19 protein-coding genes are annotated in these 23,401 nt (G+C 42.2%); 16 read left to right on the top strand and 3 right to left on the bottom strand.

The features are described 5' to 3' along the window. Window positions 1–48: 48 nt before the first annotated feature. Together NSS67_RS30840 and NSS67_RS30835 are read right to left on the bottom strand one after the other, a co-directional pair. Window positions 49–873: a WYL domain-containing protein gene (locus NSS67_RS30840; protein WP_339317593.1), complete on the bottom strand. Its 825-nt coding sequence runs from the start codon at window positions 871–873 to the stop codon at window positions 49–51. Then, window positions 860–2,170: a WYL domain-containing protein gene (locus NSS67_RS30835; protein WP_339317592.1), complete on the bottom strand. Its 1,311-nt coding sequence runs from the start codon at window positions 2,168–2,170 to the stop codon at window positions 860–862. Before NSS67_RS30835 ends, NSS67_RS30840 begins: the two co-directional genes overlap by 14 nt. A 598-nt stretch (window positions 2,171–2,768) precedes the next feature. On the opposite strand from NSS67_RS30835, the gene NSS67_RS30830 reads away from it, so the two are divergent. The 13 genes from NSS67_RS30830 to NSS67_RS30770 all read left to right on the top strand — a co-directional run bounded on the left by NSS67_RS30830 (window position 2,769) and on the right by NSS67_RS30770 (window position 17,809). After that, a complete protein-coding gene (locus NSS67_RS30830) occupies window positions 2,769–3,884 on the top strand; it encodes a slipin family protein (protein WP_339317591.1) in 1,116 nt (371 codons plus the stop codon). Window positions 3,885–4,050: 166 nt separating this feature from the next. Continuing rightward, a complete protein-coding gene (locus NSS67_RS30825) occupies window positions 4,051–4,821 on the top strand; it encodes a CPBP family intramembrane glutamic endopeptidase (protein ID WP_339317590.1) in 771 nt (256 codons plus the stop codon). 249 nt (window positions 4,822–5,070) lie between these two features. Continuing rightward, window positions 5,071–5,880, top strand: coding sequence for an ABC transporter ATP-binding protein (locus NSS67_RS30820; protein ID WP_339317589.1), 810 nt, complete (start codon window positions 5,071–5,073; stop codon window positions 5,878–5,880). 21 nt (window positions 5,881–5,901) lie between these two features. After that, entirely contained in the window at window positions 5,902–6,726 is an 825-nt protein-coding gene (locus NSS67_RS30815; RefSeq protein WP_339320753.1) for an ABC transporter permease, read from the top strand. Window positions 6,727–7,056: 330 nt separating this feature from the next. Continuing rightward, on the top strand, window positions 7,057–8,064 hold the full coding sequence (locus NSS67_RS30810; protein ID WP_339317588.1) for an ABC transporter substrate-binding protein: 1,008 nt from the start codon (window positions 7,057–7,059) through the stop codon (window positions 8,062–8,064). 255 nt (window positions 8,065–8,319) lie between these two features. Next, window positions 8,320–9,678: an LLM class flavin-dependent oxidoreductase gene (locus tag NSS67_RS30805; RefSeq protein ID WP_339317587.1), complete on the top strand. Its 1,359-nt coding sequence runs from the start codon at window positions 8,320–8,322 to the stop codon at window positions 9,676–9,678. Further along, entirely contained in the window at window positions 9,678–10,211 is a 534-nt protein-coding gene (ssuE, locus tag NSS67_RS30800; RefSeq protein WP_339317586.1) for an NADPH-dependent FMN reductase, read from the top strand. Before NSS67_RS30805 ends, ssuE begins: the two co-directional genes overlap by 1 nt. A 284-nt stretch (window positions 10,212–10,495) precedes the next feature. Beyond that, window positions 10,496–11,074, top strand: coding sequence for a sigma-70 family RNA polymerase sigma factor (locus tag NSS67_RS30795; RefSeq protein ID WP_339317585.1), 579 nt, complete (start codon window positions 10,496–10,498; stop codon window positions 11,072–11,074). Further along, window positions 11,067–11,924 (top strand): hypothetical protein, encoded by an 858-nt coding sequence (locus tag NSS67_RS30790; protein ID WP_339317584.1) that lies wholly within the window; start codon window positions 11,067–11,069, stop codon window positions 11,922–11,924. Before NSS67_RS30795 ends, NSS67_RS30790 begins: the two co-directional genes overlap by 8 nt. A gap of 158 nt (window positions 11,925–12,082) precedes the next feature. Continuing rightward, window positions 12,083–13,204, top strand: a complete 1,122-nt coding sequence (locus NSS67_RS30785) for an FAD-binding oxidoreductase (protein WP_339317583.1) — start codon at window positions 12,083–12,085, stop codon at window positions 13,202–13,204. 185 nt (window positions 13,205–13,389) lie between these two features. Beyond that, window positions 13,390–14,556, top strand: coding sequence for a DUF4317 domain-containing protein (locus NSS67_RS30780; RefSeq protein WP_339317582.1), 1,167 nt, complete (start codon window positions 13,390–13,392; stop codon window positions 14,554–14,556). A gap of 358 nt (window positions 14,557–14,914) precedes the next feature. Then, window positions 14,915–16,858 carry a hypothetical protein gene (locus tag NSS67_RS30775; RefSeq protein WP_339317581.1) on the top strand — a complete coding sequence of 648 codons (1,944 nt, stop codon included), beginning with the start codon at window positions 14,915–14,917 and terminating at the stop codon, window positions 16,856–16,858. A 228-nt stretch (window positions 16,859–17,086) separates the two neighbouring features. Then, window positions 17,087–17,809: an MBL fold metallo-hydrolase gene (locus NSS67_RS30770; RefSeq protein ID WP_339317580.1), complete on the top strand. Its 723-nt coding sequence runs from the start codon at window positions 17,087–17,089 to the stop codon at window positions 17,807–17,809. Between the two features lie 19 nt (window positions 17,810–17,828). Here the strand turns inward: NSS67_RS30770 and NSS67_RS30765 are convergent, their stop codons facing one another. Further along, a complete protein-coding gene (locus tag NSS67_RS30765; RefSeq protein ID WP_339317579.1) occupies window positions 17,829–18,770 on the bottom strand; it encodes an AraC family transcriptional regulator in 942 nt (313 codons plus the stop codon). Window positions 18,771–18,979: 209 nt separating this feature from the next. Between NSS67_RS30765 and NSS67_RS30760 the strand changes: the two genes are divergently transcribed. The 3 genes from NSS67_RS30760 to NSS67_RS30750 all read left to right on the top strand — a co-directional run bounded on the left by NSS67_RS30760 (window position 18,980) and on the right by NSS67_RS30750 (window position 23,324). Further along, on the top strand, window positions 18,980–19,996 hold the full coding sequence (locus NSS67_RS30760; protein WP_339317578.1) for a glycoside hydrolase family 88 protein: 1,017 nt from the start codon (window positions 18,980–18,982) through the stop codon (window positions 19,994–19,996). 359 nt (window positions 19,997–20,355) lie between these two features. Continuing rightward, window positions 20,356–21,966 (top strand): Na/Pi cotransporter family protein, encoded by a 1,611-nt coding sequence (locus NSS67_RS30755; protein WP_339317577.1) that lies wholly within the window; start codon window positions 20,356–20,358, stop codon window positions 21,964–21,966. Window positions 21,967–22,418: 452 nt separating this feature from the next. Continuing rightward, window positions 22,419–23,324 carry a GNAT family N-acetyltransferase gene (locus NSS67_RS30750; protein WP_339317576.1) on the top strand — a complete coding sequence of 302 codons (906 nt, stop codon included), beginning with the start codon at window positions 22,419–22,421 and terminating at the stop codon, window positions 23,322–23,324. Window positions 23,325–23,401: the final 77 nt, after the last annotated feature.

The following is a 23,401-nucleotide window of genomic DNA, read 5'->3' as shown; positions in this document are numbered from 1 at the left end:
GTCATGTAGGCATAGATTGCTAACTACATGACTCTTATTTGTCTCAGATTACGAAGAGAGTTCTTCATCGGTTGGTATGATTCCATAACGCTCTAAAGCTTTTGAAGAGGATTCGAGCATCCGTCTTTTCAAATAATCGCCTTCGACCACCCAAACCCGCTTTCCAAGAAAACGTATCTTGGAAAGTAAATACTCGAGCTCATCCCCAAGCAGAGAAACTCTGACTCGATAGGTATCCTTCTCCGTGTCATACTCAACATTTTTTTCAAAGCTGGAGAAGGCGTATAGAATACGGGATAGCTCTGCGTTATAAACGCGGACAATTTCAATGATGACTTCGGTTTTGCGCGATTCAAGCGTTTTTCCGATCTTCCTTAGAATGTTCTCTGCTGCTGAGGGTTCGATTGGTTCTGATGTGACGGACTGGATCTTCTTTAGCCGGGTACTCATCAAGGAGTGATGCCTAGTGTGATACCAGAGCAAATACCATTCTCTTTTGACCATGGAGTATTCCAGCTTATACGGAAACCCCAAATGATCCTTATTAATACGGTCACCCTTAACCGCGTAAGTTATAAGAATGCCCGTTTTATTCATGATGTGCCGACGCAAAGATCGCAGAAGAGGGTGGTAGACCTGCTTTTCTAGCGTACGGGCTTTTTCAATCAAATGATTTGAAATATCCATCCCCTGTTCCGACTCAAGGGCAGTACGTAGCTTGTCCATAGTATCCGCAGTGAAAGCATCAGCTGCCGAGGGATGCTCCAGCATCGTCTTCAGCCAGGCCCGTTCGTGCGAAGTGATCATGAAAGTACCGGAATCCTCCAATCGGGAAATGATCTGGTGATTGAATATTTTCTCAAACAGATTCATAGTAAGCTTGAATCTCCTTCCATTCTGCAATGATTTCCTGGCGAAACGAAGCGGGCTCCAGAACCTCGCAGCTAGAACCGAAGCTACGCAGCCATGGCTTAATTTCAGTAACCCCGTTTACGATGATTTCATAAATAAACGAATGTTCATCCTCAAACACAATTTCCCCCCATTGTCCCTGCAAGAGTACCCGTTCCTTGATGAAGTTCGGTTCCGAACCTCCCGGATTAAAAAACCGGACACGTACGGTCACCGGCCGGCCAGTATCTATCAACCAACTGTACCTAATCTTCTCGGCAAGTTCTTTATTCTTTTCGTCGTACCAGATCTCATCCACAGGTTCAGCTTCTTCGATTTGCGTAATTCCTTCCATCCGGTATTTCCGAATACCCTGTCTATCATAGGAAAGCAAATACCATCTTCCATATTGATGATCGTACACAATTTTAAGTGGAACCACCTTTTCAGCTTTGCCCTCTGGTTCACGTTCAAACAGGGGATTGGTGTTTTTGGATGCGTAGCTTTTCTCAGACTTCGGTGAAAAATACAGAAACCTGACTTTGCAGCGATGACGCATGGCATGAAGAAGTGTAAACAGATGCGCCTCATCCAAAATCCTCGAGTAATAGTGATACTTATATAAAAATGGTTCTACGGCATGCCGCTCAACTTGATTGCGGAGAAGATGCTTTTTCAATCCATCACGGAGTAAATATCCTTGAACGGAAGGGACTTGAGTGTTCGCCATCACATCTACAAAATCATATAAATCGATAAGCTCTTCATCCAATAAGCTTCGAATCAAGTCGTCTTGGATTCGATACCGGTACGGGCGAGGTCCCGGCTCTCTTTTAATGACTCCGACCTCCTCCAAGTATTTGAGATCCGACCGAATGGTCTTTTCGTCAGGCATAGGTAGATCGGAAGGTAAACTGCTGCAGCACCTCTCCAATAAATCTTTCGCAGTCAAGGCATGTCCATTCATCGCACCAAGAAGCAGTGAGACTCGCTGACTTTCAGATTCCTTTACGGATTTGGCGCGAAATAGAAATAAGAGTAATGGATCGGTGGAGTCATAATATCTGAGGCGAAAGGTCTCGGAAAATTCCCTGCTCTGTTCATCCGCCAAGTGCTGGTGCGTGGAGCTAGCTACTTGTTTGAGTCGTCGGATCGTTTTATCAAAGGTGTGAACGGAAATGCCCAATCTGTCTGCGAACTGTTGTCTGCTGAATGCCCCGCTCGTAAGCACCAGCATTCGTAGAAACTGTATTTCTTTATCAAAGCTTTCCTTAGCCAAGGGTATCCTCCGTTCAAATGAAGCATCTTCTTCCATTGTAACAGGGGAGGGATTTGGGTGTAATGGAAAAGTTTATATGCAGTCGTAATACTTTCACCATGTTCGTTCATGCTGAAATGAGCGATTATAGAACCTGTAAGGCGCATTTAGCAAGTTGGTAAACGCCAAATGGCGTTTCATCATACATTGGTTCTTATTTGGACGGTCGTAACGAGGCGCGGATATCGATTTATCCCGCAGTGCCGTGCATGGTATGTTACGGTATCCTGTACGATCGGGTCGGTAAGAATCCCATTATTAGGGGTTCGATTCCCCAATCGCCTTGGACGCGATTCTGGTAGAGCACTCGACTGATAATCGAGCGAAAATTTGAAGAAAAGACCAAAGGCTAGAATCCCTGGCAGCTAGTTTTAGTGCACTGAAGTTAGGCTTTGCAATCCGTGGATACCGCTAGAGCGAAGTTTCAGGAAGTTTTCTTGGATTAAAGCGTGAGAATATCCATGAAAACAACAGATAAATCGCTTAGCTAAAACGAGATTCCGCCGTAACTTCAGTGGGATTCTAAGTCCAATGGTCGAACTAATTAGGGGGAAACATTATGTTGAACAAAGTAACGATTCAAGCTGACGAACGTGGTTTGCTATTTCATAAAGGAAGTTATGTGAAAAAGCTGATGCCGGGGATCTATCACTTTTCAATGTGGTCAAAATCCACCGTTGTGGTGTTGAATATCGCTAAACCGTTTAATGTGGATGGAAAAGATATGAAGCTATTCCTTCATGATGAAGATCTCGTGCGTGAGCTCGATGTCGTACGTGTACAAGATCACGAGTACGTTCTGTACCACGAGGACGGACAATTTGTTCAATTACTTAAGCCTGGTGTCTACGCATTCTGGAACATACTTAAGGAGAATACCTTTTTCCATGCAGATATCAGACAACCTGAATTGCCTGTCGAGGTAAACCGTGCAATTGTATCGAAGCTAACAGCTAATGTGCTGTCCTGCGAAATTGCGAGCTACGAATCTGGATTTTTGTTTTATGATCACGTATTACAACGAGAGCTCCCTCCTGGCAAGTACCACTTCTGGAGAGGTCCAGTCTCGACTGTGGTAAAGACGATTGATTTAAGACAACAGCAAATGGATCTCATCGGCCAAGAAATCATGACAGAAGACAAAGTTTCGCTGCGGATGAACTTCGTTTGTCAGTACAAGATCGTAAAGCCATTACGTGCTTTGGAAATGAAGTCATTTGACGAGCAAATCCATATCCAGCTTCAGCTTTTGCTTCGAGAATATGTTGGAACGCTCAAATTGGATGATCTTTTGAAACGAAAAGAGGATGTTGCGTCGTTCATCCTATCCCGTTTACGTGAGAAGGGTGAAGAGTTCGGAGTGGATTTCCTGAGTGCTGGGGTTAAGGATGTCGTTTTGCCAGGGGAAATGAGAGATATTATAAACACCGTTCTGCTTGCGGAGAAAAGAGCACAGGCAAATCTAATTACTCGTCGTGAAGAAACGGCCTCGACCCGAAGTTTGCTTAACACCGCAAAGCTGATGGACGAGAATGAGACGCTGTTCCGACTAAAAGAGCTGGAATTCCTCGAGAGAATATGCGAGAAAATCGGATCCATATCTTTTACGGGTGGCGGGGATCTGTTGGAGCAGTTGAATTCTTTGCTTGGCGAAAGAAAAGCGACGGGCAAATAACGAAATCAAATGGAATAGATAAGTGCCACTCCTAATGAGATTGGCACTTTTTTTGTTTTTTTCTGAAAAATTTCTGTATATTCATCCAGTTCATATTTGGTTCATATAAGTAGTGTAACTTAAGGGTATCAAAAGTTTAGTACGAAATATGGAAGGAAGATAATCCATGAGAAAAGCAAAAGAAAATCTAGATTACCCGTTTTACAATGAATTACCCGTTCAAATTCCTGTTATGAAATGGCTCGTAGTAATGGTAGGGATTGTATTGGGATTTATCGCGTTGACCACTCGCATACCATTTATTCCATTGAAAGTTAATGAATATTTAGCACCAATCTTATTCACGGGAATTCCGCTTGTTGCATTCATGTGGGCATCTAAGGGTCATGCGAATCACCTGTTTCGTAAAATTACAAAGAATGATGTTAAGTGGGGTGTGCTGTTCTTTATCTTTAATATCATCGCTACTCCGATTGTCGGTCTCATTCTAGTCTATGTAGTAAAAGTTAATACTGTAGCTGATGCGGCAATTAATGTCTTTGCAGAACTTGATTCTCTTGGTAAAGTATTGATGTTTGTCAAAATGGGGATTCAACTTGTTGGTGAAGAATTGTTAACAATTTTACCATTCCTGTTTATATTGCAATTGTGTGTGGCAAATTTCAAGCTTTCTCGCAGAGCGGGAATCTGGATTGCATTTCTTGTTACAGCTGTAATCTTCGGAGCCATTCACCTACCAACTTATCATTGGAATCTCGTACAAGCAATTGTAGGTATTGGCCTGGTACGTCTTGTTCTTACAGGGGCTTATATGAAAACTAAGAACATCTGGGCATCTAGTATCGCGCATATTTTGAACGACTATGCACTTTCATTGTTCAGCTTAATTACAGCTTCGTCCGTAGCACCATTTATCATGCAGCATTTTATTCGCTAAATGACACTGCCAAGACTGGGTTTGATTTATTAAGTAGAGTTGAATTTATTGTTGACAATGCCACCCGATTAAAATATAGTAATCACATCGGATTAATCTAAATTTTATTTATTTGAATTTTAGTAATCGTAAGTGTAAAACAAAATAAGCTGACTGGTTCAACCAGAGGCTCAGAGGACAAACGCTAGTCGTTGTCATCTGAGCCTTTTTGTTTACTTATCCGAATAATAACTATAAGAGGTGAAGTCCATGGCTGCTTCTGAAAAAATCAGGTTTGAGAGTGTCACGAAAACATTTAGTGTCCGAGATCCCAAGCAAAAGGAGGCAACGCAGCAATTCACAGCGGTAAAAGAGTTGGACTTTTCCGTAAGAAAAGGTGAATTTATAACCATAGTAGGTCCAAGTGGCTGCGGTAAGTCAACTTTGCTTGATTTGATCAGCGGCTTATCATCGCCAACACAGGGTCGCATTTTAATAGATGGTCACCCCATAACAGGTCCAGGGCTTGATCGGGGCATTGTGTTTCAGCAGTATGCTTTATTTCCGTGGAAGACCGCGCGTGGCAATATTGAATTTGGATTGGAGGCAAAGGGGATCCCGAAGCACGAACGTAAAGAGCAGGTTGATCATTTTCTTTCGTTAGTTGGGCTCAGTAATTTCGGTGACCGTTATCCTCATGAGCTTTCTGGGGGGATGAAGCAGCGTGTAGCCATTGCCAGAAGTCTTGCCTTTAACCCAGACGTCTTGTTAATGGATGAACCTTTTGCCGCACTGGACGCCCAAACACGAGAATCCTTACAAAGTGAGCTTTTACGAATTTGGCAGAAGACACAAAAAACCATCATTTTTATTACGCATGGCATTGATGAGGCTGTTTATCTTGGGGAGCGAGTAGTCGTCTTAACACCAGGGCCTGGTACGGTGAGGAAGATTGTAGATATTCCGCTAAAATCACGATTGGAAGATGCGGATATTCGCTCACATCCTGATTTTGTGAAGGCTCGTCATGAAGTGTGGGGTTATTTACATGAGCCTGAATACAAAGGTGCATATATTTAATTGAGAAAGGAGTGTATTCCCATCGAATCTGTAAAGACTGCTCATTCAACGTTACAGCTTAAGAAACGGAATTCTGTTTCTTTTTCCGGCCTGCTTAAGGTGTTTAAACAGTCTATTGTCTTAGTCTTATTGTTCTTACTATGGGAAATCGCACCACGGACGGGTTTAGTAGACGCAGCATTTTTCCCACCTATTTCTGAAGTAATCACTGCCTTGTGGAATTTGATCGTCTCAGGTGAGCTTTTCACGCATTTTTTAGCGAGTATCATTCGTTCGTTCAGTGGATTTGCGTTAGCGTTATTGATTGCGATCCCGTTAGGATTACTGATTGGTTGGTATCCATTAGCCCGAGAGCTGTTAAATCCAGTACTGGAATTGTTCCGAAATACGGCTGCACTAGCGTTACTTCCGGTATTTATGCTGCTGTTAGGGATTGGTGAAACATCCAAGATTACGATCGTCCTATTTGCTTGCACATGGCCTATTCTGTTAAATACGATTGCTGCTGTAGGTAACGTTGATCCTTTACTTATTAAAGCGGCCAAATCCATGAATATTAAGTCGTTTAAATTATTTCTGAAGGTGATCTTGCCGGCATCCGTTCCAACTATTTTCACGGGTATTCGGATGGCAGGAACAGGGGCGATATTAGTATTGATTGCTGCAGAGATGGTAGGGGCCAAAGAAGGCTTGGGTTATTTAATCACTTATTCTCAATATAACTTTCAAATCCCGCAAATGTACGCCGGTATATTAACCATTGCCTTGTTGGGCTTATTAATCAACCAAGGCTTGACCTTGCTCGAACGTAAATTTTCTAAATGGAAGGAAGCAGCCGGTGAATGAATAGAAGGATGATGTTTATATATAGATTGAACTGATGATTTCCCTATTTCGGGTTGGTCGTGACTCCAGAGAATGTTTGGACTTCCGGCCGCTGTTGTCTACAGATTTCTTGATTTATACCGTTTTTAACGGTTGAAATCCGCAGACAAAGGCGGACGCTACCGCTCCTACAGTTCCAAAATTCCCTTCCATCACTTTTCCCTTTTTGAATATTTTCAAGTTCAATCTATATAGAAGTTTTTTTAGTGGTAATACCAACTAAACATATTAGATTAATAATATTATGAGTTGGACTTAATCAAATAAAATGAAAAGTGGAGGAGAAGCGAGATGAACAAAACAGCAGCACTACTTATATTTGTAGGCTTGGTTAGTGGTATTTTATCTGGCTGCTCAGAGGGGAAGTCCTCTGCCAAAAGTGGAGAAGATCAGATACTGCAATATCAGTCTTCGCCTGGAAGTGTCTCTTTCCCAGAGCTAGCTGCGGATTTAGGCTACTTAGGAGATTTGAAGTTGGAATCTATAGGTGACAGCGTGGGTGGTCCAGAAAGTATTCAATTAACTGCGACGAAACAAATTGACTTTGGTGCAGCATTTAATGGGGCCATTATTAAATCTTACGCCAAAAACGTAAAAATAAAGTCTGTCATTGGTTCCTATGGCAGTGATAAAAATACGTATATCGGTGCGTATGCCCTCGAGGGGGGAGCCATAAAGTCGCATAGAGATTTTATTGGTAAAAAAGTTGGAGTGAATATTCTCGGTGCCCATTTGGAGTTTGTCATTAAAGATTATTTACGCCAAGCTAACTTGACCGAAAAAGAAATTGAACAAGTAACCTTAGTGACGGTGCCGAGTTCAAGTGCAGAACAGATTCTGCGAAATCGTCAGATCGACGTTGTTTTGTTAAGCGGGATTGCTCGGGATCGGGCGTTATCAACAGGAGGGCTTACAGAAATTTTTAAAGATATTGATGTGTTTGGCTCAGAATTTACTGCGGGTGATTATTTCTTTACCGATCAGTATATCAAGGATAATCCGAATACCGTAAGGCAATTTGTAGATGGGGTTGCGAAGGCCATTGAATGGGCTCGAACCACACCTAGGGAGGAAGTAATCACACGATTCGAGGAAATTATTAATAAGCGTGAACGAAAGGAAACAACAGACAATCTTAAGTTTTGGAAGAGTACGGGCATCTCGGAAGAGGGCGGTGTGATCACACCATCGGAATACGATGTTTGGATCGATTGGCTTGTGGCAAATGGGGAGCTAAAGGAAGGCCAATTGAAACCGGAAGAGTTATATACGAACGAATTTAATCCTTTTGCTAAATAAATTTTTATATAAAGGGCTCTATCAAAAAATTAGAGGTTGACTTGATGTGCGAATAGAGCGGAGGGTCGGAGGGATTCTGGAGAAACGTCAGTGGTCGCCTTTAAAGCCTGATTTCAACCGCTAATCTTTTTTAAATCGAGAATTCAGGCTTTAACAGCGATCGTAAGAACCCTCCGAACCCGTAGCGGCTTGTTCTCAATCGGTCAACCGCTGATTTTGGCTTTGATCCGAAAAATAAAAATAGGAGTGGTTAGCATGACAAAAAAACAAATGAAATTAGGGGCATTCATTAATCTACCCGGTCATCATGTAGCAAGCTGGCGTCATCCTTCTTCAGGGGCAAGTCGGGCATTTGATTTGGAGTATTTAACGGAGATTGCACAAACGGCTGAGCGCGGTAAGTTCGATATGGTGTTTTTTGCAGATGTATTAGGTCAAAAGCTGTCCGGAAATGCACAATCATCATTGAAGCTGGACCCCGTGATTATTATTTCGGCACTCGCAGCGGTAACTAAGAATATCGGGTTAACGGCCACTTTGACTACTACCTATAACGATCCATACCATGTAGCGCGTAAATTCGCAGCCATTGATCATTTGTCTAAAGGGCGTGCTGCCTGGAATGTAGTAACATCAGCCAATGAGGGTGAATCTCTCCTGTTTGGTAAGGATAAACATTTGCAGCATGCGTCCCGCTATGAACGTGCTGAGGAATTTGTGGAGGTTGTCAAACAGCTTTGGTTGTCCATTGAGTCTGAGGCGCTAGTCATCGACAAGGAGCAAGGCCAGTATTTAGATGTAGAGAAGGTACATCCCGTTGACCATGAAGGAGCCTGGTTCAAAGTACAAGGTTCACTTGATTCATCAACAACACCACAAGGACATCCTGTGATTGTTCAAGCCGGATCGTCTGAATCTGGAAAAGAGCTGGCGGCGAAGACTGCGGAAGTTATTTTTACTGCATGGCAGACGCTTGAAGAAGCCCAAACCTTTTATCGGGATGTAAAAGGTCGGTTGGCTAAATATGGTCGTAAGCCGGAGGACTTGAAGATCATGCCTGGTGTGTTTATTACTGTAGCGAAAACAGAGGAAGAAGCTTTGCTGAAGCAGCAGCAATTAAACAGCTATATTTTGCCTGAAGTAGGGTTATCGTATTTGTCGGCTTTCACCAACATTGATTTGTCAGGGTACGACGTCGATGAACCACTACCGGAATTCAGTTCCATTGAAGATGAGACCAATCCGCGTATCCGCTACAAAATTATTCGTGATATTGCCAAACGTGAGAACCTGCAATCTATACGTGCCATCTATGAACGGATCGCTGGAGCGCGAGGACACCGGGAAATCGTTGGCACCCCTGAACAAATCGTAGATCAATTAGAAGAATGGTTCTTAAACGAAGGTGCAGATGGATTTAATGTGATGCCTCCCCATTTCCCAGAGGGCTTTAACGATATTGTTGAATTGGTGATTCCTGAATTACAGCGTAGAGGCTTATTCCGTACTGAATATGAGAGTAATACGCTTCGAGGGAATTTAGGGCTATCTGTACCTGTTGTACCAACACTTGAAAAAGCACTAATCGGTGCGAGAACAGGAGGTAATGTGTAATGAGCAAAGCAGTCATTATTAATGGAGGAAATACTAGAAAGTCTCGGTTAACAGCTATTCATCAGCAGGTAGAAAGATTTTTGGAGCAAGAGGGGATTAGGCATCATTCGATCTATGTACATGAGCTACCTGCAGTTGATTTACTTACGGCCAATTTCGCCAGCGAGGAGATTCTAGGGGCCAATGCGCTAGTGGAAGAAGCAGATATTGTTGCCGTATTAACGCCTATCTATAAAGCCTCCTATACGGGGATCTTAAAAACCTATTTAGATCTTCTTCCGCAAAAATCGCTGGTTGGTAAGCGAATTGTACCTATTGCTATTGGGGGTTCGTTAGGCCATCTTCTAGCCATTGAATATGCATTAAAACCCGTCTTGTCTGTACTGGGTGCTACTGAGATTTTAAATACAGTTTATTTTTTGGATCGCCAAATTGAACGCTTAGAAGCAGATGGGTATCGTATTGATGAGGAAGCAGAGCAACGCCTTACCGTGGAATTGCTTAAGCTTGCACCTGCAAAAATAATTAATTAGGCTAGGGGGAGCAGGAAGTAAGGGATTAACATTAACGCAGCCTTTCGAGGGTGCGTTTTTTATGTTGTGATTTGTTAACCCCATGAACGAACCCTGAAAAAGGTCCTCCGTCTCCATTTGGTGAACTATAAGTTGTATGATGGTTTCTTGCTATCCCACAATTACATAGGAAGATTTGTTAATGGTTTGGGCGTTTCTACGTATTAACATATGTAAGTTTCTTCACAACAAATTGCGCAATTTGTTTAGCTTTTCGATGAAGGTGAGGTGGAAGGAGGGTGGAGATGGAGGTTATCCAGGGTACAGTGGATCGTTACAAGAATATCGAAAGATCACGCGATGCCATCATGTCAAAAGAGGAATTTACCCGGATGTATGATACGTATTACAAGCGTGTTTACAAATATATTAGTTATCGTATTAATAACCACCACGTGTCGGAGGACATTTGCAGTCAGGTGTTTGAGACAGTGATGTGCAAGTATTATAGCTTTTCAGAGGAAAAATCGAATTTTGAGGTATGGCTGTTTGCCATTGTAAGAAACGCTGTGACGGATTACTTCCGGGGGCAGAAGAAAAGAAGCTACACCTCACTGGATACTTTACTGGAGCTGATATTTCCGAAGCCGTCTCCGGAGGAACTGGCGATTCGTGAGGATAATAATCAAGCACTGTTTAAGGCGCTCTCCAAGCTGCGTGAGAAGGAACGCAATATCATTGCGATGAAATATGGGGCTGGACTTAAAAATTCTGAAGTCGCACAGATCATGGGTGTCAGTGAGTCCAATATTGGCGTTGTATTGCACAGAAGTTTGAAAAAACTGCATATTTCCTTAAAAGCAGGAGGATTCAACCATGAATAAGAAAAATGATCTCTCAAAATTCAGCAAAACCATAGAGCTGCTTGAGAATGTTGAACAGGATAGCACCGCCACCAAAGATAGAATTTATAACCGTTTAGTATACAAGCTGGACCAAGGAGCTCTTGAACCCCAATCAGAGAAAAAGGACGGGATAACGATGAAAAAAAGTAGCTGGAGAAATGCAATAGTGATTGGTAGTGCAGTCATTTGTCTGGGTGGGGCATTCTCTGCAACCTCCTATGCACAGGACATGTTCCAATCGATCATGGCAAAGTTTGAAGTGGGAAATCTTGAAATCACGCAATACGATAAGGAAATCCCCCAAGCTGCACAGTCAATCACTCCATCTGAAGAGGCCCAAGGAGGGGAGAATGTTGCCATTGATTTACCGGTTGCGCCTAAGTTGAGCCTGGATGAAGCACGTGCGGAGCTTGGAATGAACTTCCCGGCACCAGACTGGATGGGAGACTATGAGTTTGTGAATGTTGTTCTTCAGGGGAGCAGCATGGTTGAAGTGCAGTATAACTCCGGGGATAAAGCTGTCAATTTTCTAATCTCCAAGGGTGGCGACAATGGGATCAGCACTACAGAAGAAGTGAAGACAGAAGTAATCAACGGGACTAAGGTTTATTTTGCAAATGGAATTGTGATTTGGGAAAAAGATGGCTTTACCGTTGAACTGTATGCCCAAGAAGACTTTGATCAAGCTACACTTGGGAAAATCATCGACAGTTTCAGCATCGGTGCTCCTGTACAGTCCTTAGGGTCTGAACAAGTGAAGGAGAACTTGCAGAAGAATGAAGGAGTAGTTGCAGCTCCAGCTTCGGTTCCGGTTGTGGATTCAAAATAAGATGGTCTACTTAGGGTAGAGATGCACATAGATACACATAAAGAAGACGCGAGGGGATTTCCCTGAGCGTCTTCTTTTTTGAGCACACCCAAAAACATGGTATTATTCCAATACGATTAATTTATTTATTAAAAGTGATAACTGAAGGGACTTCGGACATGAAAAGGGTTATTGTAATTGGCGCAGGGATATTAGGGGCTTCAGCGGCATATCAGATAAGTAAGTTAGGTGCTGAAGTCACCATTATAGATCGTAAGGATGTTGGACAAGCAACGGATGCAGCAGCAGGGATTATTTGTCCTTGGTTGTCTCAACGCAGAAACAAAGCATGGTATCGTCTCGCTAAAGCGGGAGCGAGCTTCTATCCAGCACTTATTCAGGAGTTGGAAGCGACAGGAGAAACCGAGACTGGATACGCAAAAGTAGGAGCGATATGCATTCATGATGATCTGAAAAAATTGCTCGCGATGAAAGAAAGAGCGGAGCTTCGCAGAGAGGATGCACCTGAAATAGGGGAACTTACGATGCTGACGGATCTTGAGGCGAAAGAGAAGTTTCCATTATTGTCGGAAGGTTATCATGCGCTTCATGTATCGGGTGCAGCAAGAGTGGATGGACGTGAATTGCGTGATGCTTTGCTAAGAGCGGCACAGCGTAACGGTGCACAAATGATTGAGGGAGATGCTATTCTAGAGCATGCTGATCATGAAATTACAGGTGTTAGAGTAGGGAAACAGACATTCTCAGCGGATGAAGTGATTGTGTGCGCAGGGGCTTGGTCCAATGCTGTGCTACATCCGCTCGGGATCATGCTCCAGGTGCGTTATCAAAAAGCTCAAATTATGCACCTGAAGCTTGCTCAACAAGCGAGTACAGAGCAATGGCCTGTGATAATGCCGCCTACAGATCAATATATACTTGCATTTGCTGAGCAAAATATCGTAGTAGGTGCTACTCACGAAAATGATGTTGTAGGCTACGATACTTCTGTAACCGCAGGTGGAATGCAGGAAATTTTAAATAAAGGTCTTCAAACGGCTTCCGGTCTTGCGGATTGTAGCCTAAATGAGATAAGAGTAGGGTTCCGTCCTTTTACCGCAGATTTTCTTCCAGTGCTAGGAAGGGTTCAAGGATGGAATAAACTAATTGTTGCTAACGGACTAGGGTCATCCGGATTAACGATGGGACCCTTTCTTGGTGAGCAGCTAGCCAAGCTAGCCATGAATCAACAGGTAGATATTCAGCTTGAGGACTATGCATTAGAGCATGCCAAAAATTGATTAGAAGCAACACGTAAAAAAAACCTTCTATATATGTTGAACTAAAAACATTCTAAAAAGGAAAAGTGATGGTCACGTACTTACCTTAATAGAAAAATCTTAAATTCAACTAATATAGCGAAGGTTTTTTTTATCCTTTATACTGAAAAGACCAATTTATCTTCCTAGGAGTTGTCTAACGAATCATGATAAAGAAAGAAGTCGCGCATATACGCAAGCAATTTAAGCTAGATCACGATATGATGAGTATTTACGATATTCTCAACGTGTATATTATGAAGGAAAGCAACGAGATCTATCATTGGGAGCGCCTGCCGTTTGGAATGGTGGACAGAGAGAAGCAGGAGCTGTATATGGGCAATTTCAAAAAACTCTTGACCGGCGAACTGGATCAGAAATTGTTCGAGTTGAAGTTTCAGGCGGAAGCGGAGGAGCCAGCGCAGGTGATGCTTCACCAAGCTTTGGTGACAGGGGATCCAGATGAATGGCAGGACCTGATGCTGCTGTTGGTGGACAGAATGATGGCGGATACCCATTATGAAAGAGATACGGTGGTCACTTTCATTCGCGGACAGTATTTCCGGCCGACCAAAGATAGGAACGATGAAGCAGAGGAAAGTGAAAAAAACGAACTGTTTGCGCATCCGTTTATTCTATGCAGCGTGAATTCCACGGAGAAGCAACGGAAAGCTCTCTTATTTGATTATGTGGATAGGGAATTCAAATACAATGTCATTGTAGATCCGATCGTTAAGTTAAGTACACCGGAGCAGGGCTTCTTTTACCCGAGCGTGACGGACAATTATTCCGATGTGAACCGCGTTCTGTATTGTACGGGAAAATCGAATTTTCCAGATCCGCATTTTATTGAGCAGGTCTTGAACGCTGAAAGATCCGTGACAGCACTGGAAGAGAGAGCTATATTCGAAGACATCGTGAAGGAAGTGGCGGGCGAACAACTTGACGCGACCACCATTGCTCAGCTGTACGAGGAAATCCACCAGGTCATCGAAGGTGGCGAAGGGGAAGAAGAGCCTCCTAAGCTCGACTATAGAGATGTAGAACGTGTGCTGAAGGTAAGCGGTGTTGAAGACGTGACGACGGAAAAAGTGGAACGTGCGTTTGAAACCATCGTCGACAATAAGCACTATGAAATGAAGGCGAGCAGCGTGATGCCGAAATTCACTACCAAATCGATAAAGATCGATACAAAGGTAGCTACGATTTCGGTCAGCCCACAGGATTTAAAGTATGTGAAGCAAGTGAATTATCAAGGGAGACGCTGCATCTTAATTGAGGTCGACGAGGATGCCGTGATCGAAGGGTTTACACTCACTACAGAAACGCTTTAGAATCGTTATACAGCGGCTATCCTTAAAGTCTTTGATAAAGACTTGGGATAGCCCTTTTTATATTTGGATCAAACTGATTTTACAGAATTGTTATCAAACTATTAAAAAAAAGTAGAATTGTCCAAAACCCAAGTGGTATAGCCAATGAAAGCGTTTCTATTAATTTTTTGAAACCGATTTCCTTTAAATGATTTGGCATTATTTAGTGCTTGAAGTTCCTCTGATTTGGTTATTTTATTTATATATTGTTTTATTTCAATAGGATAATGTTACCTTACCGTAACACAGTTCGACAATTGCTAGGCTATACTAAGAAAGTAATCAACACCAACCTTAATAAACCATCGGAGGTAACACAATGAAAATAAAGAAAACATTATCCGTTGCATTATGCGTAGCAGCTGTAGCATCCTTCTCATCCCAAGCAATGGCAAATCCTGTCGCAACACCAACTAGTTCAACAGTAGCCGCATCCACTAATCAAGTGGGACAAAAGTTTACACTAGCAGGTGTTCAAACGAATGCAAATACAGTATTGATTGCAACTCAAACTACTGATATCGATTTGGATGGAGTGAAAGATACTCTCTATCTCATCGGCGACAAAAATGAATCTCCTGATTTCAGCAATATTAATCTCATTGTTGTAAATGGCAAAACAAACAAAGTGTTAAACGCAGGGATTAAAGGCTTTGATGGTTTGAACGCTAAAATCAGCTATGTGAATGATTTCAATAATGACCATGCACTTGATGTGATGATTACTGCTTACTCAGGTGGTAACAACGGATCTACTAATGCTAGAATCGTAACCTTCAGAGACGATAAGCCTTCTATTATTCTGGGCGGGGACTTGAAGGTGAAAGGCGAGCGGGCATTATTCAGAACATTAGAAGCGGTTGATGTGGAAAATGATGGCGTGAACGAACTGCTTGGAATCAGAATCCTCCATGGAGAAGCTACTTCCGTGGTAACAGGCTATGAAAAAGTATGGTTCGCATACAAAAACGGCGAATTCCAAGTTAGCAAAACAGAAACAACTAAGGAAGACCCTTTTAAACAACCTGCACTTGGTGAACAGACTGTTGGACAGCCTTTCGCATTGCAAGGTATTAAAACAACTGATAAATCGATTCTAATCAGAAAACAAGTTAACGATGTTAATAAAGACGGTGTAGAAGATAAAATCTATCTGTACGGCGACAAAGCAGATGAGCTTGGTTATGTAAGCAACATCAACCTGGTTGTTGTCGATGGCAAAACAAACACAGTGAAAGATTCGAACATCACCGGTTTTGATGGTTACAAACCAGAAATTCAATGGATCGGCGATTTCAACGGCGACAAAGCAAATGATGTTATGTTTACTGCATACTCCGGCGGTAACAACGGTACTACAGATGCCTACATATTGTCTTTCGCAGGCGATAAGATACAGCCACTTCTGAGTGTAAAACCTGTTGTGGATGGTAAACCAGCATTTTTCGATACTTTAGAGCAAGTAGATCCTAATAAAGATGGGTTATATGACCTGGTAGGTTCTAGAAAAATTCATGGCGACGCGACTTCTGTAGTTACAGGTGTGGAAAAAACAACTTTCTCCTTCAAAGACGGTGCTTTCAAGGTTGTTAATAAAGAAACCGTTAAATCCGATAGCAAACCAGCGACTACACCAACTGTAACTACACCAACTCCTTCAACTACAACTACAACTGGTGATTACACCGTTGGCAAACGTTTTGAGCTTAAGGGTATTACAACAACACCAAAAACAATCTTGCTGGCAAAACAAACAATGGATGTAACTGGTAATGGCGTTGCAGATAACGTATTACTGATCGGTAACAAGGATGCTGCTAATGGTGGTCTGGTTACAGATATCAACATCGTTGTTCTAGAAGGTAAAACTAAAAAAGTGATTAACAGCAATATCAAAGGATTTGATGGTTACCAACCAAAAATTAACTTCATTGGAGATTTCAACGGAGATAAATCTAAAGATGTTATGATCACTGTATACTCTGGCGGTAACAGCGGCAGCACAAATGCTTACGTAGTATCCTTCAAAGACAGTGGTGTTAAAGTTCTTCTTAACGAGTACGTTAAAGTGAAGGGTCAACGCTCGCTCTACAACACATTGAAGGCTGTTGATGTAGACAAAAACGGAGTTTATGAAATTGTTGGAACAAAAACAATTCATGGTGCAAATACTTCCGTAGTTAAAGGCGAAGAAACCTCTGTTCTTACTTACAAAAATGGAGCATTTCAAGTTAAATCAACGACTGTAAAGAAATCTAAATAATCTTATAGCAAAGATAATACCTAACAGTAAGGGAGTTTCCTGATAGCCATGAAAGTGGTTATCGGGGGGACTCCCTTTTTGTTTTTTAGTCGGATTGATTTGTGTACTTGATTAGAACGCCTATAAATAAACTCTCCCTTGCGAAGTAAGCCTTCCGGATACATTATGAAATAGAGATTATTCATATCGAAAAATGACACATGGACCTTAAGGAGAGAAAACAATCTTATGGAACTGAAAAAAATAAATGAGTCTATCTATTATTTAGAAAGTGTTAGAGAAACAGACAGACCTGTTTTGGGATATGTTGTAGGTGAGAACTTTTCAATAATGATTGATTGCGGCAATTCAAAATCGCATTTCGATACCTTTATAAAGAGTTTGGATGATAACAAGCTACCACGTCCGAAATATGCTCTGATCACGCACTGGCATTGGGATCACACATTTGGCATGCATGCCTTTGATGGGGAAACCATAGTATCTACAGCAACGAATGAGGTACTAAAGAGATTGAAAAAGTGGGAATGGGATGAAGAATCTGTTGTACAACGTCTAGAGACAAAAGAAGAAATAGAATTCGCCTATAACTGTATGAAAAAAGAATATGATACGTTTGATAAAATTACAGTTAGCACAGGAACGATTATTTTCGAGGATTGTTTAACATTAGATTTAGGGGGTATCACTTGCCAGATTCTAAAGGTAGGAGGCCCACATGAGGCAGACTCTTGTGTAGTATATTTAAAAGAAGCGGGAGTATTATTTGCAGGTGATGCACATAGTGGAGATTATTATCATGGAGAAGGTAAGATTGATCCAATGAAAATGAAGGAGTATGTTGAGTTTTTAACAACTCTCTCATTCACTACGTATATACCAGGACACGACGCCCCTATGAGTAAGGAGCAAATCATTCATTTGTTAAGTAGATTTTGTGAAGTGAAGTAAACAGGGAGTGCCCTCTCCCTTATACCCACCCCCTGAACTCCAATATTGACGCTTTCGCGGATTGCACTTCGGATTGTGCGCTTTTACGCCATTGTTTAGGCGACTCGCCCATAAGCTTGGAGAAACATCGGTTGAAGCTGGAAATGGACTGAAAGCCGACTTGTCCGGAGATCGAGAGGATGGAATCATCCGTGCTTTTTAACTGCTTACAGGCTTCTTCAATGCGGGTACTGTTTAGGAAATCGAGAGGCGTCGTCCCCATAATTTCATGGAATTTTCTTCGAAAATGAGTCGTACTTAGATGGCACAGATCAGCTAAGAAATCGATGGTAATAGGTGTCATATAGTTTTTGGTGATGTACTCCAGAACCGGAGAGATGACAAAATCGCCTTTCAGGCTATGCTCGGTTTCTTGCTCTTCCAAGGGTTCATTCCAGGAATAGATTCTAAGGAGTTCTATATAAAGGGATAGCAACAAGCCGTAGGCACTTTCCTGATAGTATGGATTTTTTTGTTTCAATTCCTCTACGATCGATGTCGCAAGAGTATAAACCTTGGGATGTTCCTCCTTGTTCAAAATATAGTTCATTCCCTTTATCGCCCACACATTTGGCTCGAAGTCGCTATAAGCGCTTTTGAATGAATGCTGAAAGAGGTCCTCAGGCGAAAAAAAGATATAAGACCAAAGACTGGCTTCATTTGGTGAACTATAAGTCGTATGAGGTAGATACCTAGGGATGAAGGTCACATCTCCAGCTTTAAAAGGTACAGATTCTCCTTTGATCTCCATGATGCCGCTATCCGAATGACAAATACCAATCTCCAAATGGTTATGAAAATGTAGATGTTCACTTTTAATATCGGAAATCTTCCAACGATCACCGCTTAATAGCAAGATAGGGAAGTTTATCGGCAAGCTGTAGTGGCGGTATTCAATGACTGGCTTCTTTTTTTTGGGCATATTGGGTGCTCTGCTCCCATTCCGTTGATTTGTGTAGATTATAGGTTAAAGTGATTACTCTAAATGGTTGAAATTGCACAGTTTAGTTATGAATATGCTTAGAATCAGACCATTTTACTCCTTACAATAGAATTAGTAAAGCGTTTGCAATGTGGACGGACAGCATTCATGCGCCTTTGAGGGCGTGTGCGAATGAGAGGAGAATTGAGATGCTTCAATTAACTTATGACAGAGATGAGATTCTAAGCGTCATCGACAAAGTGGTTAGAAAAACAATGACGATGGATTTAACATGGGACTGGCCTTGTGGTGTGGCTTATTATGGGGTATGCAGAGCCTATAAAACAACAGGAAATAAAGAGTATTTAGATATGCTTGTCCAGTGGGCAGATGAATATATTGAGCTAGGCCTGCCGGATTGGACGGTAAACACTTGTGCCATGGGCCATATGCTGATTACTTTGTATGAAGAAACAGGCAACCAGAAATATTGGGATATTGTGATGAGCAAGGTGGATTATCTTCAGAACCATGCGCTCAGATTTGGAGATCACGTGCTTCAGCATACCGTATCCGTTTCTAACGATTTTCCAGAACAGGCGTGGGCGGATACATTGTTTATGGCGGCATTTTTTCTGCTCCGTGTTGGAAGCAAATTAAACGATCAGGAAATGATCCAGGATGCCCTGAATCAATATTACTGGCATATCAAATACCTGCAAGATCCAAGTAGTGGTCTCTGGTACCATGGCTACAATAATGTGAAGCAGGATCACATGTCTGGATTATATTGGGGAAGAGCGAATGCTTGGGGCGCATATACCATGTCGCAAGTCAAAATGCTTTTGAAAGAGTGGTATCTATATCCGCAGTGTATGGACGTAGAGTGTTCGCTTCGCGATCAGTTGGCGGCATTGAAGCTTGTTCAAACGGAGAATGGTCTGTGGCGGACAGTTCTAGATGACGAGGAGTCCTATGAAGAAGTATCTGCCTCTTGCGGGATTGCGGCTGCTATGATCAATAACGGTAATCCGCTGCATACTAAATATGTGCAAAAGGCCCTAAAAGGCATCTTGCACAATATTAGCGAAGATGGACGAGTGCTGGGTGTATCTGGTGGAACAGCGGTTATGAAGGATCGGGATGGATATCGCAATATTCCAAAAGGCTGGATTCAGGGCTGGGGTCAAGGCTTAGCATTAGCTTTTCTGTCAGATATGGTTTAAATAGAAGGAAACCAAAGAGGCCCAAGAGAACAGAACAGTGAAATTGTGAACGGAAATCGGAAATCTGTCATTATTGGAATTGCGCCTTTAAATAACATTGAAGAAGCTCAAACCTGCGGCTATTCTGCCGATGTTTGAGCTTTTTTAGCTGTAATACACCCGATTATTGCAATATTTTTGAAAATTATTTCTTTATATGTAAACTCGGGTTAGGCATCCTGAAAATAGATCATGCTATATGCTGTAGCCAATAGAGAAAGACGTGACCTATGTCTAAATTTATATAATTCATAATCTTTATACAACATGCTAAAATAAAACAGGTCTTTTACAAACACAACTAGAGGAGGATTTACCTATTGGATTGGCAGGATTTAATATTTAAGTTCGTTGGTGGACTTGGGATTTTTCTATTTGGTATCAAATACATGTCGGATGGGCTTCAAAAATCCGCTGGGGATAAAATGCGTGGTCTGCTTGAGAAGTATACATCCAATCCGATTTTGGGTGTTCTTGTCGGTATTAGCGTAACTGTATTGATCCAATCGTCGACAGGGACAACGGTTATGGCAATCGGACTTGTTAGTGCGGGGCTTATGACTTTGCGACAAGCCATTGGTGTGGTCATGGGTGCCAATATCGGAACAACAATGACTGCATTTATTGTAGGGATTAAGATTGAAGAATATGCCCTTCCAATTATTGCTGTAGGTGCTTTCTTCTTATTCTTCATTAACAAAAAGCGTTACCAGTATATTGGACAGATTATATTTGGATTTGGTACCTTGTTCCTTGGCCTTGCTACGATGGGTGGGGGACTTAAACCACTTCGGGAATTGCCTGCATTTACAGATTTTATGATTGATCTATCTCACCAGCCTGTCTTAGGCTTGCTTGTCGGGACGTTATTTACAATGATTGTACAGAGTTCTAGTGCAACGATTGGTATTCTGCAGACGATTGCTGACGAGGGCATGATTAATCTGCAGGGGGCTTTACCGATTTTGTTCGGTGACAATATCGGCACAACAATAACAGCAGTGCTCGCATCGATCGGTGCGTCGGTGGCTGCTAAACGTACGGCTCTCGTACACGTTATCTTTAATATTGTTGGGGCGATTATCTTCACGATTCTACTACCAGTTGTTTATAACATTGTCATCTGGCTTGGAGAAGGTGTGAATATCCGAATGCAGATTGCCTATGCTCACGGTTTATTCAATGTGTCTAATACACTTATCTTCCTGCCCCTTATTCCAGTGCTGGCTTGGATCGTAACTAAGGTTATTCCGGGCACAAAGCAGGAGATTCAGTTCAAAGCGATTTATCTGGACGAACGTCTTCTCGCGACGCCTGCTATGGCTCTTGGTCAAGCACAGCATGAGATTGTACGGATGGGACAATATGCATCTGAATCTCTTCAGGATGCAACAGGGTTCTTTTTCAACAAGGACAATAAATCCGCAGAGCTGGCGCTTCAGAAGGAAGAGCTAGTGAATGAGCTGAACCGTAAAATCACCGATTATATCGTGAAAATCCACCAGAAGGGTCTTTCTCCGAAAGAATCAGAGAATGCTACGGGCTGGTTCCAAACCGTAAGTGACCTGGAACGAATCGGTGACCACGCTGAGAATATTGTGGAGCTGGGCGAATTTAGAATCACGAACAAGCTGGAGTTATCGGCTGATGCGGCTGCTGAGCTCAAGGAAATGATGGAAGTTGCTAATCACGCTGTGAATAAAGCGCTAACTGCACTTGAGCATAATGATAAGGATGCAGCCAAAGAAGTACTTCAATTAGAATTACAGCTGGATGATTTGGAGAGAGAGTACCGTAACAACCACATTCAGCGGTTGCATAAGAATTTGTGCTCCGTCGGAACGGGATCTATTTACCTTGACCTGCTGACCAATCTGGAACGAATTGGTGATCATAGTAAAAATATTGCGCAGTTCGTTTTGCACGAATAAAAAACTTGCAGGGAGCACCCTTAGCCATCTAGTGGCTGATGAGGCGCTCCCTTTTTTTGATTTTAGGTAACATTTTCGTGTAGGTGGCTGCCATCGGACTCAGCAGACCTTAAACGTAATATTAGACCGTATTTGGATTGCTAACGGACCACATAGACGCTATTGTTCTGAAAACCTCCATATACGAACCTCTTTCTAAGCGATAGCTGTACTGGAGTCTACAACGAAGCTGCAGAAGCTAAAATTACGAAAATAGCGGCATCTGGGTCCGTTAGCTTCAGAGGATTAGGATTACACTGTCGAAGCAGGCATCAAGACAGCTTAGCGAACCCAAACATTGTGCAACAATGACTATAACTAAATTCTCCCTTGCTGAGCGTGGCCTGTATCATCCATTATTTAACTAATAAATCATTTGCAGCACCATAAAAGATTGGAGACGATGTTTATTAATGGAGGACTTTGTAATCAGAAATCCGAAGGATGAAGATGCGGAGCAAATCGAAAGCCTGGATTTTGTTTTGAAAATGCTATATCTGTATCATGGCGATCTGGATAAGCGAAATATGTTCTGCGCAGTGAGTGGGGACGAAGAGGTTCTGGCCGTTGCTCATCTGATGGAGCATGATACCTTTCATGCGGCTGGGCATGACGAAGACTCAAGTTTCAAACGGTATCTTAATTACGAAATCATATTTGCGGAGAACGCTGAGGACGAACGTATCAAAGCTGCACTGATTGAAGCATTGATCGAACGATCTAGAGAAATTAAAGCTGAGCATCAAGAAAAACGTATAATAATGGCTCAATATATCGACACGGATAATCTGGAAGAGTTGGGCTTCTGTCTAGCACGTGGATTTACGATCTGCGATACGATTGTCGTATATAAATTTGACTTGAGCCGAGAGATTCCTGAGTACCCTTTACCAGAAGGTGTTCTTGTGAAGCCAACTACTCTGAATGATAGTGAAAATCAGGAGAAATATCGTCAAGCAGAACTTGCTTCCTTTGATGGTGTGGCGTGGAGCCTAAATCATTTGGGATGGATGCAGGGATCACCCGAAATCGTTAATTTCTGTGCGTTTCATGGCGATCAATTGATCGGCAACACCTCAACCTGGAGAATCACCGACGAGAGAAGTGCAACGGAGAATGTATTCGTCATTCCTGAATGGCAGAAAAAAGGTGTCGCTCGTACCATCATCTGCACCGCACTGGATTATCTAAAAAAGCAGGGCAAAACTATCGCCACCTTGGGTACGCATGGAGACAATAAGAAAGCCATTCGATTATATACTCAGATCGGCTATGAGTTGTGCGGTTTCAGATTTACCGTTGGCTATGAAATCCATTAAACAGATTACTAGATTCCCAGCGAATGATCGCTATTATGCTCTGTAGAGTTTCTACAGAGCTTTTTATTATTGTTATA

The organism is Paenibacillus sp. FSL R10-2734 (assembly GCF_037963865.1).
In the GTDB taxonomy this organism is placed as follows: domain Bacteria; phylum Bacillota; class Bacilli; order Paenibacillales; family Paenibacillaceae; genus Paenibacillus_AQ.
The sequence above is the reverse complement of the archived record's forward strand: the minus strand, read 5'-3'. Positions and strand labels throughout refer to the sequence as shown.